Here is a 12,765-nt window from a genome sequence, read left to right on the forward strand (position 1 = left end):
TGGGATCAGGCGTTGAAGTATTCCTTCAGGTCCGCCACCCGATCAAGCCGTTCCCACGTGAAGTCAGGCTCGTCCCGGCCGAAGTGGCCGTGGGCTGCCGTCTTGGCGTAGATGGGCCGCTTGAGGTCCAAGGCATCGATGATGGCCCGCGGACGCAGGTCAAAGAGTTCGTCGATGGCTTCGCTGATACGGGCCGGGTCCACGGTCTCGGTGCCGAAGGTTTCAACGTAGGTTCCGACGGGGCGGGCCTGGCCAATGGCGTAGGCAATCTGGATTTCGGCGCGCTTGGCAAGTCCGGCGGCCACCACGTTCTTGGCAACCCACCGCACGGCGTAGGCAGCTGAACGATCAACCTTGGATGGGTCCTTGCCGGAGAAGGCGCCACCGCCGTGTCGGGAGAACCCACCATAGGTGTCCACAATGATCTTGCGTCCGGTGAGGCCAGCATCGCCTACCGGGCCGCCGATGACGAAGGCACCGGCCGGGTTCAGGATGTTGGCCGTGCGCGAGAGGTCCAGGCTTGACGCCGCGAGGACGGGGTCGATCACGTAGCTGGCGAGATCGGCCCGGAGCTGCTCGAGGCTTGCTTCCTCGGCGTGCTGGCTGGAGATCACCACTGTTTCAACGGAAACCGGGCGGTCGCCGTCGTAACCTACGGTGACCTGCGTCTTGCCGTCAGGGCGGAGGTAGGCCAATTCGCCGTTCTTGCGGACTTCGGTGAGCCGTTCGGACAAGCGGTGGGCAAGCCAGATGGGCGTGGGCATGTACGAGGCCGTCTCATCGCTGGCGTAGCCGAACATGATGCCTTGGTCGCCTGCGCCCTGGAGATCGTAGTCGTCCTCCTGGCGGCCCTCGCGGGCCTCAAGGGAGTTGAACACTCCGCCGGCGATGTCGTTGGACTGCTGGCCGATGGACACCGAGACGCCACAACGGGCTCCGTCGAAGCCGTTGGCGGAAGAGTCGTATCCAATGCCGAGGATGGTCTCACGGACAATCTGCGGGATCTCTACGTAGGCGTCAGTAGTGACCTCACCAGCCACGTGCACCAGGCCGGTGGTGGCCATGGTTTCAACGGCCACGCGGGACTCAGGATCAGCGGCCAGCAGCGCGTCCAGGATGGCGTCGCTGATTTGGTCGCAGATCTTGTCCGGGTGCCCTTCGGTGACCGACTCGGAAGTGAAGAGCCGGAGCTTGGACGGGGTGCCATGGTGTTCATGGTGCAGCGGTAAAGTCACTCGACCACCTTACTGGGTTGCGGGACGGCGGCATCTGCCCTGTGTCCCTATGCTAAGAATTCGGGTGTGGGCTCAGTTACAACGCCGGGAAGACCCTTGTGAGCTCAGCGCCCACACGATCAACCACTGCAGCGGCGACATCGGCCTTGGAGCCGGCGGCCGACTGCGGTTCGGCTCCGTGACCGGAGAGAATCACCACGGAATTGTCGTCCTGGCCGAACACGCGGCCAATGCCCACCTGATTAACTACCAGGAGGTCGCAGCCCTTGCGCTTGAGCTTGGCCGTTGCATGTTCCAGGACGTCACCTTGGGCGTCGCCTGTTTCGGCAGCGAAACCGACAATCAGTTGCCGGCCGCCCTCGGCGTTGCGGCGTTCCACGAGCTCATGCAGGATGTCAGGGTTGCGGATCAACCGCACCACTGGCGCATCCTCGCCGTCGACCTTCTTGATCTTGGTGTCCGAGACCTCGGCCGGACGGAAATCCGCCACGGCGGCGGCCATGATGACGACGTCGGAATCCACTGCCGCTTTCAGCGCGGCCTCGCGCAGTTCCAACGCCGACTCAACGCGGACAAGCTCGACGCCGGCAGGCGGCTCGACGTCCATGTGCGCGGCCAGGAACCGTACGGCAGCCCCGGCAGCCAGAGCTGCGGCAGCCAGGGCAGCACCCTGCTTGCCGGACGAGCGGTTGCCCAGGAAGCGGACCGGGTCCAGAGCCTCCCTGGTGCCCCCGGCCGAGATCGTCACGATCCGGCCTGCCAGCGGCTGCTCCGCGGCGGGCGTAGCCTTGGCGCCGTCCGCCACCTCAGCCAAAGCCATGGCGGCCGTGAAAATCGCCTCCGGCTCCGGCAAGCGGCCAGGGCCCGAATCAGATCCGGTGAGGCGGCCGGAGGCTGGCTCGAGCACTGTCACGCCGCGGCCGCGCAACGTCTCTACGTTCGCCTGGGTTGCTGCGTGCTGCCACATCTCCGTGTGCATGGCCGGAGCGAAGAGCACCGGCCCGTGGGCCATGAGCAGCGTATTGGTGAGGAGGTCGCCCGCTTGTCCTGTTGCAGCCTTGGCAAGGAGGTCCGCCGTGGCGGGCGCAACCACGATCAGGTCAGCTTCATGGCCCAAACGCACATGGTTGACCTTCTCGACGTCGTCGAAGACGCTGTTGCTCACGGGGTTGCCCGAAAGGGCCTCCCACGTAGCGACGCCAACAAACCGTGTGGCCGCTTCCGTGGGGATGACCGTGACCTTGTGGCCGACTTCAGTAAAAAGCCGGAGGAGCGATGCAACCTTGTAGGCTGCAATCCCTCCCCCGACTCCGAGGACTATGCGCACGTGACCTCCGTCAACAGGCAGTCTGTACTTATTCTGCAGGCTCGATCGGCGTGGAAACCAAAAGGCCTTCGTTGATCTCGCGCAGGGCGATGGACAGCGACTTCTCGTTCAGCTTGGTGTCAACCAGCGGGCCAACGTACTCAAACAGGCCCTCGTGGAGCTGGGCGTAGTAGGCGTTGATCTGGCGGGCACGCTTGGCGCCGAAGATGACCAGGCCGTACTTGGAATCAGCAGCCTCAAGCAGCGAATCGATCGGCGGGTTGATGATGCCTTCAAGGTTCGTGGACACGAATTCTCCAAATTTTAGCGGGCCAACAAATGCAAGCGCTTAGCGCTGGTGCGGGGTAAGCCCCATGAGTGAAACAAGCTCGTCCGCTGCCCGGCGAACGTCGTCATTGATGACGGTGTGGTCAAACTCCGGTTCAGCAGCAAGTTCCAGTTTAGCGGTTTCCAGCCTGCGCTGCTGTTCCCCGGGAGTTTCCGTGCCGCGACCCACCAGGCGGCGGACCATTTCGTCCCACGTGGGCGGCGCCAGGAACACAAAATTCGCGTCCGGAACAGCCTCCTTGACCTGGCGTGCGCCTTGCAGGTCAATCTCCAGAAGGACGGACTTCCCTTCGGCGATGGCAGCGTTGACAGTGCTGCGGAGCGTCCCGTAGCGGTTCTGTCCATGCACCACAGCCCACTCCAGCAATTCACCGTCCGCCACCAAGGAGTCAAACTCCTCGGCGGACTTGAAGAAGTAGTGAACGCCATCCTGTTCACCCGGACGCGCGGCCCGGGTGGTTGCCGAGACCGAGAGCCAGACCTCCGGATAGTTGTCCCTGATGTAGGTGGATACGGTTCCCTTGCCAACGGCAGTGGGGCCTGCAAGGACAGTCAGTCCGGGTTTCTTGCTCACGGATTCCTTCGGGGAGATGCGTCAAACGCTTTGCTGGGTATCCATAAAATCTACCAGCGCCCGGGCCTGGTGAATTCCCAGGCCCCTGATGCGCCGGGATCCGGCGATGCCTATCTCCGCCATGATCCCGGCCGCCCTGACGGGGCCAATGCCCGGCAGGGCCTCCAGGAGTTCCACCACGCGCATGCGCGCAATAGCCTCGTCCGTGGTCCCGGACGAGATCAGCTCTGCAATACTCACCTCGCCGCGCTTGAGCCGTTCCTTGGCGGCGGCACGGACTGCCCTCGCCTTGGCGGCCTTCTCCAGCGCATCGGAACGCTCCTGTGGTGTCAGCTCTTTAAGGCCCACTGCCAAACCCCTGTCAGATCGCGATTGTGATCCAGATCACGCGGACTGATCCTGAACCTACCGGCAGGGGCGCTGTTGCGCAATGAGGCCAGGCAACTTACTCCTGGCGAAGCCCGGCCAACGTCTCTTCGGTTGCGGCACGAAGGCCTGCCACCGAGGGACCTGCGGCCAGGATGCCCCGGCTGGAGGTAGCCAGGACCGAGGGATAGGCAGCACCAAACGTCGCACGAAGGTCTGCAGGGGTAGCTCCCTGGGCGCCGAGCCCCGGGGCGAGGACAGCGCCGCGGACCGGGCCCAGATCGATGTCCAGATCCTCAAGCGCCGAGCCAATCGTGGCGCCCACAACCAAACCCACGGAACCAAGAGTGCCCTGGTACCGCTGGTTCTCGGCTGCAGCGGCGGCCACAATCCTGCGGGCCACCGAATCGCTTCCGCCAACGTGCTGGACCGACTTCCCTTCAGGGTTCGACGTCAAAGCAAGCACGAACACTCCCCTGCCGTACTGTGCAGCCAGCTCCAGCGCCGGACGCAGTGATTCAAAGCCAAGGTACGGGCTGAGGGTCACTGAGTCAGCGGCCAAGGACGAACCATCACGCAACCATGCGTCGGCATACGCCGCCATGGTGGACCCAATGTCCCCACGCTTGGCGTCGGCAATGCTGAGCACGCCTGCTTCCGAGGAAGCGGCAAGCGTGCGCTCCAGGACGGCCATGCCGGCGGAGCCGTGACGCTCGTAGAGCGCCACCTGCGGCTTGACCGCGGCAGCGAGGGAAGCCACCGCTTCCACCACCGTCAGGGAGAAGCGTTCCAGTCCGGCGACGTCGTCGTTCAATCCCCATTCAGCCAAGAGCTGCGGGTGGGGATCGATCCCGACGCAGAGCGGACCGCGCGCGGCCATGGCCGCAGCCAGCCGGGAGCCAAAGGACTCCCGGGCCGGCTGCTGCTCTTGCCGTGGTGCAGCAGACTCAGGCATTGGCTGCTTCCACTGCTGCTGCCAGGTTGGCCGCGTGCTCCTGCAGGCTGGTCACGGACCACTCGTAGGTGCGCAGAGCCTCGATGGCCTGCACCGCTGCGTTGAATTCTGCGACCGTGGTGATGCAGGGAATGCCGATGGACGTGGCGGCGGCACGGAGTTCGTAGCCGTCGCTGCGTGCTTCGCCGCCGGACGGCGTGTTGAAGACCATGTCGATTTCACCGGCGATCACGAGGTCCGCGATGGTGCCTTCACCTTCGGCGCTGCTGCCCTCGGCCACCTTGCGCACAGGAGTCGCCTGGATGCCGTTGCGGCGCAGGACGTCGGCCGTTCCGCCGGTGGAAACAATCTCGAAACCGAGGTCCGAGAGGCGCTTGACGCCCATGATCACCGAACGCTTGTCACGGTTGGCCACCGAAACGAAGATCTTGCCTTCGGTGGGCAGCGCGTTGTTCGCGGCAGCCTGGCTCTTGGCGAAAGCGGTATCGAAGTGCTTGTCGATACCCATGACTTCACCCGTGGAGCGCATTTCCGGGCCGAGCAGGGAGTCAACTACCTTGCCTTCAGGGGTGCGGAAGCGGCTGAACGGAAGCACGGCTTCCTTGACGGCAACCGGGGCGTCCAAGGGCAGCGTGGACCCATCGCCGGTCTCCGGCAGCATCTTGTAGGCGCCGCGGAGCTGGTTGATGGTGACACCGGTACCGATCAGGGCTGCGGCCTTGGCCATCTGCACGCCCGTTGCCTTGGAGACAAACGGAACCGTGCGGGAGGCGCGCGGGTTGGCTTCAAGGACGTACAGGACGTCCGAGGCCAGGGCGAACTGGATGTTGATGAGGCCGCGAACGCCCACACCCTCCGCGATGGCACGGGTAGCGGTGCGGACACGCTCGATCACGTTGTTGCCCAGGGTGATCGGGGGCAGGACGCACGCGGAGTCACCGGAATGGATGCCGGCTTCTTCGATGTGTTCCATGATGCCGCCAAGGTACATGTCAGTGCCGTCGAAGAGTGCGTCGACGTCGATTTCGACGGCGTCCTCGAGGAAGCGGTCGATCAGCACCGGGTGGTCCGGGGTGATTTCCGTAGCGTTGGCGATGTAGCGCGAGAGGTTGGCTTCGTCATAGACGATTTCCATGCCGCGGCCGCCCAGGACGTACGACGGACGTACCAGCACGGGGTAGCCGATTTCGTCGGCGATCTTCTTGGCGTCCTCGAAGGACACGGCGGTGCCGTTCTTCGGGGAGGTCAGTCCGGCTTCGTCCAGCACGCGGGCGAAAGCACCACGGTGTTCGGCGAGGTCGATTGCTTCCGGCGAAGTACCCAGGATGGGCACGCCGGCGTCGGCGAGCTGCTGTGCCAGCTTCAGCGGGGTCTGGCCACCGAGCTGCACGAAGACGCCCATGACGCCGCCGGTGCGTTCCTCGGCCGCGATGACCTCCAGGACGTCCTCAAGGGTCAGCGGTTCAAAGTAGAGGCGCGTGGAGACGTCGTAGTCCGTGGACACAGTCTCAGGGTTGCAGTTGACCATGACGGTCTCGTAGCCGGCCTTGCGCAGTGCCATGGAAGCGTGCACGCAGGAGTAGTCGAACTCGATGCCCTGGCCGATGCGGTTGGGACCCGAGCCGAGGATGATGACGGACGGCTTGGCGTGCAGGCCTACCTCGTCCTCTTCGTCGTAGGAAGAGTAGTGGTAAGGGGTGTAGGCGGCGAACTCCGCGGCGCAGGTGTCCACCGTCTTGTAGACCGGACGGATACCCAAAGCCTGACGGACTCCGCGGACCACGGCCTCGTTGTTGTGCGTCAGGGCACCGATTTGCTCATCGGAGAACCCGTGGCGCTTGGCGTTGCGCAGCATTTCCTCCGTCAGCACGCCTGCCTTGCGGATCTCCTGGGCCGTCTCATTGAGCAGCTGCAGCTGGTCAAGGAACCAGGGGTCGATCTTGGTTGCTTCGAAGACGTCCTCGACGCTGGCCCCGCCGAGGAGCGCACGCTGCACCTGGTGCAGGCGGTCCGTGGTGGGACGCTTGGCCTTCTCGATCAGCTCAGCCACTTCGTACTCCGGCACGGAGCTGAAGTCCAGCTGAGAGCCCTTCTGCTCCAGGGAGCGGAGGGCCTTCTGCAGTGCCTCGGTGAAGTTGCGGCCCATGGCCATTGCTTCACCGACGGACTTCATGGTGGTGGTCAGCGTGTTGTCGGCTGCCGGGAATTTCTCGAAAGCGAAACGCGGGACCTTGACCACTACGTAGTCCAGGGTCGGCTCGAAGGAGGCCGGGGTCTTCTGGGTGATGTCGTTGGGGATCTCATCCAGCGTGTAGCCGAGGGACAGCTTGGTGGCGATCTTGGCGATGGCGAAGCCGGTGGCCTTGGATGCCAGTGCGGACGAACGCGAGACGCGCGGGTTCATCTCGATGACCACTACACGGCCCGTGGCGGGGTCGATGGCGAACTGGATGTTGCAACCACCGGTGTCCACGCCAACTTCACGGATGACAGCAATGGAGACGTCGCGCAGCTTCTGGTATTCACGGTCGGTCAGCGTCAGGGCGGGAGCAACGGTGATGGAGTCGCCGGTGTGGACGCCCACGGGATCGAAGTTCTCGATGGAACACACAACAACGACGTTGTCGTTCTTGTCGCGCATCATCTCAAGCTCGTATTCCTTCCAACCGAGGATGCTCTCTTCAAGCAATACCTCCGTGGTGGGGCTGTACTGGAGGCCCTGGCCGACGATGCGGCGGAGGTCGTCCTCGTTGTAGGCCAGACCTGAACCAAGGCCACCCATGGTGAAGGAAGGCCGGACCACCATGGGGTAGCCGAGGTCCTCGGCAGCAGCGAAGGCCTCGTCCATGGTGTGGATAATGTGGCTGCGGGCGGACTCTGCGCCACAACGCTCCACCACACCCTTGAACTTCTCACGGTCTTCGCCGAGCTCAATGGCGGCAATGTTCGCACCAATGAGTTCCACGTTGTACTTCTCCAGGACACCGTTCTTGTCCAACGCAATGGCGGTGTTCAGGGCAGTCTGGCCACCAAGGGTGGGCAGGATGGCGTCCGGACGCTCCTTGGCGATGATCTTCTCCACCACCTCAGGCGTGATGGGTTCCACGTAGGTGGCATCAGCGAACTCGGGGTCCGTCATGATGGTGGCCGGGTTGGAGTTCACCAGGATGACGCGGAGGCCTTCCTCCTTGAGGACCCGCAAGGCCTGGGTACCGGAGTAGTCGAACTCGGCAGCTTGGCCGATGACGATCGGGCCGGAACCAATGACGAGGACACTCTTGAGATCTGTACGCTTGGGCATTACTTCTTGTCCTCAGTCTTGGAGTCGGTGGACGTGGCGGCTTTAGCCTTGGACTTGGTGTCGGCCATGAGGTCGATGAAACGGTCAAAGAGGTAGGCGGCATCGTGCGGGCCCGCTGCAGCCTCGGGGTGGTACTGGACCGAGAACGCGGGGATGTCGAGGCAGGCGAGTCCTTCAACGACGTCGTCGTTCAACGACACGTGGCTGACTTCAACCCGGCCGTAACGCTCTTCAGGGGCGACCGTGGCACCGTTCATCGGAGCATCAACGGCAAAGCCGTGGTTTTGCGAGGTAATTTCCACCTTGCCGGTGCGACGGTCCATGACGGGCTGGTTGATGCCACGGTGGCCGTAGCGGAGTTTGTAGGTGCCAAAGCCCAGGGCGCGGCCCAGGATCTGGTTGCCGAAGCAGATACCGAAGTACGGCAGCTTCTCATCCAGCACCGAGCGCAGCAGGGATACCTGGTGCTCAGCGGTAGCGGGGTCACCTGGACCGTTGGACATGAAGAAGCCGTCAGGGTTGACTGCGTTGACGTCCTCCAGCGTGGAGGTGGCCGGCAGCACGTGGACGCGAACACCGCGCTCGGCGAAACGCACCGGGGTCATGGCCTTGATGCCCAGGTCCACAGCGGCGATGGAGAACCGGGGCTCGCCTTCCCAGCCGTGATCCTTGGGTTCCACGACGTAGGCCTCATCGATGGAGACTTCCTCCGCCAAGGCGGCGCCTTCCATGGGTGCACTGGCCAGGACGGCGTCCAACAGTTCCTTGTCGGTTGCCAGGGCAGCCTCGCCGGAGAAGATGCCGGCGCGCATGGTTTTGTGCTCGCGGAGGTGGCGGGTGATGGCACGGGTGTCTACGCCTTGGATGCCAACGATGCCCTGCTCCACCAGTTCGTCATCGAGGCTTCGTTCCGAACGCCAGTTGGAGGGACGGCGTGCGGCGTCGCGTACGACGTAGCCTGCCACCCAGATTCGGCGGGACTCAGCGTCTTCGCTGTTGACGCCGGTGTTACCGATGTGCGGCGCAGTCTGGACTACCAGCTGGCGCGCGTAGGAGGGGTCGGTGATGGTCTCCTGGTAACCGGTCATGCCGGTGGCGAACACCGCTTCACCGAGCGCAGTTCCCTGCGCGCCATAACTGCGGCCGCGGAACATGCGGCCGTCTTCGAGCACCAGCACTGCTGCTGAGGGGGTGGGTGTGGTGGCTGCTTTACTATCCGTCACTTTATTACTTTCCACTATCGGCATCTGCCTGAGGGGCTGCGGAGATCAATTCCTGGAGGGCTTCGAGGAGGAGTTGCTTGTCGGCTGCGAGCCTGGACCGGAATCCGGTATCCAGTTCCCGGCCGCCGAGTTTCCAGCTGATGATCAGGAGCCCGTCTTTTTCGACGAACTTCCCTGCCATACCGCTGGACTCACGGCTGTCCGCCAGTGCGGAGCGGGGGATGAAGACCGGGGCGGCACCAGAGCGGTCGAACAGCACGCCTTCGGCGTGAATGCTCAGTTCCGCGTTGGTCCGGATACCCAGGCCCTGAACCGCGATCCGGTCCAGCCAGTCGCCCGCCGTGGTGGTGGCTACATACTGGCCATCTGCGACGACGGTGGCCGGCGTCAGCTGCTCGGGGACCGCGGGAAGGCGTTCGACGTCGGCTTGTCGCCTCAGCCTGTTCCGCCACCCCAGCCAGATCATCGCCAGGACGACGACGATCAACGGCACCGTGATCAGCACGGTCAGTGTCTGGTTATCCATTAATTGCTGCTGACTTCCGGGTACCGGTACGGCGTGTTGAGCTTGCCGTCGAGGACCGTGGGATGGCCTTTGAAGAAGGTTGCCACCACGGATCCGGGCAGCTCCTTGCCCTTGAACGGTGAATTGCGGCCCATGGTTGCCATTTTATGGGGGTCGACGGTCCATCGCGCAGCCGGGTCCACCAGGATGACGTTGGCCGGCTCGCCGACCTCCAGTGGACGGCCTTGGTCAGCGACGCGGCCGATGACCGCCGGAGTGAAGGACGTCACCCGCGCGAAGTCGGCCCAGGACATCAGGCCAGTCTCGATCATGGTCTCCTGGACCACCGACAATGCTGTCTCCAGTCCGGTCATGCCCATTGCGGCCTGCGCCCACTCACATTCCTTGTGTTCGCTGGGATGCGGGGCGTGGTCGGTGCCCACGACGTCGATGGTGCCGTCTGCCAGGCCTTCACGCAAAGCCTGCACGTCGGCATCGGTACGCAGCGGCGGGTTGACCTTATAGACGGGGTCATAGCTGCGGACCAGTTCATCGGTAAGGAGGAGGTGGTGCGGGGTGACCTCGGCAGTGACGTTGATTCCCCGCGCCTTGGCCCAGCGCACGATGTCCACGGATCCCGCAGTGGAGACGTGGCAGACGTGGAGGCGGGAACCAACATGCTGGGCCAGCAGTACATCGCGGGCGATGATGCTCTCTTCGGCAACGGCCGGCCAACCGGTCAGCCCGAGGACGGCTGAGACGGTGCCTTCGTTCATTTGTGCCCCGGCGGTAAGGCGCGGTTCCTGCGCGTGCTGGGCCACCACGCCGTCGAACGCTTTTACGTACTCCAGGGCGCGGCGCATCAAGACGGGATCATGGACGCAGATACCGTCGTCGGAGAACATGCGGACCTGGGCCCGGGAATCGGCCATGGCCCCAAGCTCGGCGAGCTGTTCGCCGGCCAGACCCACAGTGACTGCTCCTACGGGACGCACGTCCACCCAACCTGACGCGCGGCCCAGGCTGTGGACCTGCTCCACGACGCCCGCAGTGTCTGCCACCGGGTTGCTGTTGGCCATCGCGTGGACGGCAGTGAAACCGCCCAAGGCAGCGGCGCGGGTACCGGTTTCCACCGTTTCGGCGTCTTCGCGGCCGGGTTCGCGCAAGTGGGTGTGCACGTCAACCATGCCGGGCAAGGCGATGAGGCCCGCGGCGTCAATCACCGTGGCGCCGTCAGCGGCAAGGTCCTTGCCGCGTGCTGCGATCATGCCATCGCGGATCAGCAGGTCTTCAGCTTCGCCGCCGAGGATGGCGGCCCCACGAATCAGGTAGGTGTTCTCGGCCATCAGTTGGTCTCCTTGCTGGGCTGGCTTGATGTGTGGGCGGCTTCGCGGGAGTCTCCGGAGAGCAGCAGGTAGAGGGCGGCCATGCGGACCGAGACACCGTTGCGCACTTGGGCAAGCACGGTGGATCGCGGCGAATCCGCAGCGGCGGAGGAAATTTCCAAGCCCCGGTTCATGGGGCCGGGGTGCATGATGATGGTGTCCTTCATACCGAGGTCATCCAGCGCACGGAGCCTGGCGTCGTCAAAACCCCAGCGACGCGAGTACTCCCGGGTTGAAGGGAAGAACGATGCGTTCATGCGCTCACCCTGGACGCGCAGCATCATCATGGCGTCAATGCCGGCTTCCAGCGTTTCGTCCAGGTTGTAACTGACGTTGCACGGCCAGTGCTCGACGCCGATGGGCRGCAGCGTGGGTGGCGCCACCAGCGTGACTTCGGCGCCGAGGGTCTTCAACAACCAGACGTTGGACCGGGCAACGCGGGAGTGCAGGACATCGCCTGCGATCGCTACGCGCATGCCTTTGAGGTCAGCACCGGTAGATTCGCTGCCATTGACCTTGGACCAGTGCCGGCGCATGGTGAACGCATCCAGGAGCGCCTGTGTCGGGTGCTCGTGGGTGCCGTCGCCGGCGTTGATGACGGCAGCGTCGATCCAGTCTGTCGCAGCAAGCCGGTGCGGGGCGCCGGACGCCCAGTGCCGGATGACCACGGCATCCGCGCCCATGGCGGCCAGGGTCTGTGCCGTGTCCTTGAGGGACTCCCCCTTGGACACCGAAGATCCCTTGGCAGCAAAGTTGATGACGTCGGCAGAGAGTCGCTTCGCGGCGGCCTCGAAGGAGATGCGGGTGCGGGTGGAGTCTTCAAAGAAGAGGTTCACCACTGTCCGGCCGCGCAACGCCGGCAACTTCTTCACTTCACGCTCGCCGACGGCGGACATCTCTTCTGCCGTGTCAAGGATTCGGATGGCATCGAACGCGCTCAGGTTCTCGGTGGAAAGGAGGTGCTTCACTTGCCGGCCTCGATAACTACCTCGTTGACGGGCACGCCGTTCACGGAGTCGATTTCCTCGAGATGGACACGGACCTTTTCAGAAGAGGAGGTAGGCAGGTTCTTTCCCACGTGGTCTGCGCGGATGGGAAGCTCCCGGTGGCCCCGGTCAACCAGAACGGCCAAGCGGACAATCCGAGGGCGGCCAAGGTCCACCAGTGCGTCCAGTGCAGCACGGATGGTTCGGCCCGAGTACAGGACGTCGTCGATCAAGACAACCACTTTGTTGTCGATCCCTGACAACGGAAGGCGCGTGTGGCGCGGGGGCCGCGTGGGCTGGTGGGAGAGATCGTCACGGAACATGGTGACATCCAATTGGCCGACAATCGTTTCGGCGTTGACCGAGGGGTCGGCAGCAGCGATCTTTTGGGCGAGCCGTACGGCCAAGGGATAGCCGCGGCTGGGAATGCCTAACAGGACCAGGTCCTGGGAGCCTTTATTGGCTTCGAGGATCTCGTGGGCGATACGAGTGAGCGCACGATCAATGTCAGCCTGGTTGAGAACAACCCGCGACGGCACGTGCGCTGAAGTGACTTCAGTCATCGCTCGTCTCCCCTTTCC

Annotated in this window: 12 protein-coding genes; all 12 read right to left on the reverse strand. The window is 63.9% G+C overall.

Annotation, left to right across the window (positions count from 1 at the left end):
- Positions 1 to 5: 5 nt before the first annotated feature.
- The 12 genes from metK to pyrR all read right to left on the reverse strand — a co-directional run bounded on the left by metK (position 6) and on the right by pyrR (position 12,747).
- Positions 6 to 1,235: a methionine adenosyltransferase gene (metK, locus tag AB4Y77_RS05340; RefSeq protein WP_442013174.1), complete on the reverse strand. Its 1,230-nt coding sequence runs from the start codon at positions 1,233 to 1,235 to the stop codon at positions 6 to 8.
- Positions 1,236 to 1,311: 76 nt separating this feature from the next.
- Positions 1,312 to 2,562 (reverse strand): bifunctional phosphopantothenoylcysteine decarboxylase/phosphopantothenate--cysteine ligase CoaBC, encoded by a 1,251-nt coding sequence (gene coaBC, locus AB4Y77_RS05345; protein ID WP_442013175.1) that lies wholly within the window; start codon positions 2,560 to 2,562, stop codon positions 1,312 to 1,314.
- 28 nt (positions 2,563 to 2,590) lie between these two features.
- Complete coding sequence (rpoZ, locus tag AB4Y77_RS05350) at positions 2,591 to 2,851, reverse strand: DNA-directed RNA polymerase subunit omega (RefSeq protein ID WP_017197559.1); 261 nt, start codon at positions 2,849 to 2,851, stop codon at positions 2,591 to 2,593.
- A 39-nt stretch (positions 2,852 to 2,890) separates the two neighbouring features.
- Positions 2,891 to 3,463, reverse strand: coding sequence for a guanylate kinase (gene gmk, locus AB4Y77_RS05355; protein ID WP_442013176.1), 573 nt, complete (start codon positions 3,461 to 3,463; stop codon positions 2,891 to 2,893).
- A gap of 21 nt (positions 3,464 to 3,484) precedes the next feature.
- On the reverse strand, positions 3,485 to 3,811 hold the full coding sequence (gene mihF, locus AB4Y77_RS05360) for an integration host factor, actinobacterial type (RefSeq protein ID WP_024816819.1): 327 nt from the start codon (positions 3,809 to 3,811) through the stop codon (positions 3,485 to 3,487).
- Positions 3,812 to 3,908: 97 nt separating this feature from the next.
- On the reverse strand, positions 3,909 to 4,784 hold the full coding sequence (gene pyrF / locus AB4Y77_RS05365; RefSeq protein ID WP_311212939.1) for an orotidine-5'-phosphate decarboxylase: 876 nt from the start codon (positions 4,782 to 4,784) through the stop codon (positions 3,909 to 3,911).
- A complete protein-coding gene (gene carB, locus AB4Y77_RS05370) occupies positions 4,777 to 8,085 on the reverse strand; it encodes a carbamoyl-phosphate synthase large subunit (RefSeq protein ID WP_311212940.1) in 3,309 nt (1,102 codons plus the stop codon). Before carB ends, pyrF begins: the two co-directional genes overlap by 8 nt.
- On the reverse strand, positions 8,085 to 9,332 hold the full coding sequence (gene carA, locus AB4Y77_RS05375) for a glutamine-hydrolyzing carbamoyl-phosphate synthase small subunit (protein ID WP_442013177.1): 1,248 nt from the start codon (positions 9,330 to 9,332) through the stop codon (positions 8,085 to 8,087). Before carA ends, carB begins: the two co-directional genes overlap by 1 nt.
- A complete protein-coding gene (locus AB4Y77_RS05380) occupies positions 9,313 to 9,834 on the reverse strand; it encodes a PH-like domain-containing protein (RefSeq protein ID WP_442013178.1) in 522 nt (173 codons plus the stop codon). The genes carA and AB4Y77_RS05380 overlap by 20 nt, the downstream gene beginning before the upstream one ends.
- On the reverse strand, positions 9,834 to 11,159 hold the full coding sequence (locus tag AB4Y77_RS05385; RefSeq protein ID WP_311212943.1) for a dihydroorotase: 1,326 nt from the start codon (positions 11,157 to 11,159) through the stop codon (positions 9,834 to 9,836). Before AB4Y77_RS05385 ends, AB4Y77_RS05380 begins: the two co-directional genes overlap by 1 nt.
- Positions 11,159 to 12,166, reverse strand: coding sequence for an aspartate carbamoyltransferase catalytic subunit (locus AB4Y77_RS05390; protein ID WP_442013179.1), 1,008 nt, complete (start codon positions 12,164 to 12,166; stop codon positions 11,159 to 11,161). Before AB4Y77_RS05390 ends, AB4Y77_RS05385 begins: the two co-directional genes overlap by 1 nt.
- Positions 12,163 to 12,747: a bifunctional pyr operon transcriptional regulator/uracil phosphoribosyltransferase PyrR gene (gene pyrR, locus AB4Y77_RS05395; protein WP_311212945.1), complete on the reverse strand. Its 585-nt coding sequence runs from the start codon at positions 12,745 to 12,747 to the stop codon at positions 12,163 to 12,165. Before pyrR ends, AB4Y77_RS05390 begins: the two co-directional genes overlap by 4 nt.
- Positions 12,748 to 12,765: the final 18 nt, after the last annotated feature.

The organism is Paenarthrobacter sp. YAF11_1 (assembly GCF_052113445.1).
Classification (GTDB): domain Bacteria; phylum Actinomycetota; class Actinomycetes; order Actinomycetales; family Micrococcaceae; genus Arthrobacter.

What these genes read in the sequence shown, in the direction of transcription:
- pyrF (WP_311212939.1), bottom strand. Translation starts at nt 4,784, where the DNA reads ATGCCTGAGTCTGCTGCACCACGGCAAGAGCAGCAGCCGGCCCGGGAG.
- carB (WP_311212940.1), bottom strand. Translation starts at nt 8,085, where the DNA reads ATGCCCAAGCGTACAGATCTCAAGAGTGTCCTCGTCATTGGTTCCGGC.
- carA (WP_442013177.1), bottom strand. Translation starts at nt 9,332, where the DNA reads ATGCCGATAGTGGAAAGTAATAAAGTGACGGATAGTAAAGCAGCCACC.
- AB4Y77_RS05380 (WP_442013178.1), bottom strand. Translation starts at nt 9,834, where the DNA reads ATGGATAACCAGACACTGACCGTGCTGATCACGGTGCCGTTGATCGTC.
- AB4Y77_RS05385 (WP_311212943.1), bottom strand. Translation starts at nt 11,159, where the DNA reads ATGGCCGAGAACACCTACCTGATTCGTGGGGCCGCCATCCTCGGCGGC.
- pyrR (WP_311212945.1), bottom strand. Translation starts at nt 12,747, where the DNA reads ATGACTGAAGTCACTTCAGCGCACGTGCCGTCGCGGGTTGTTCTCAAC.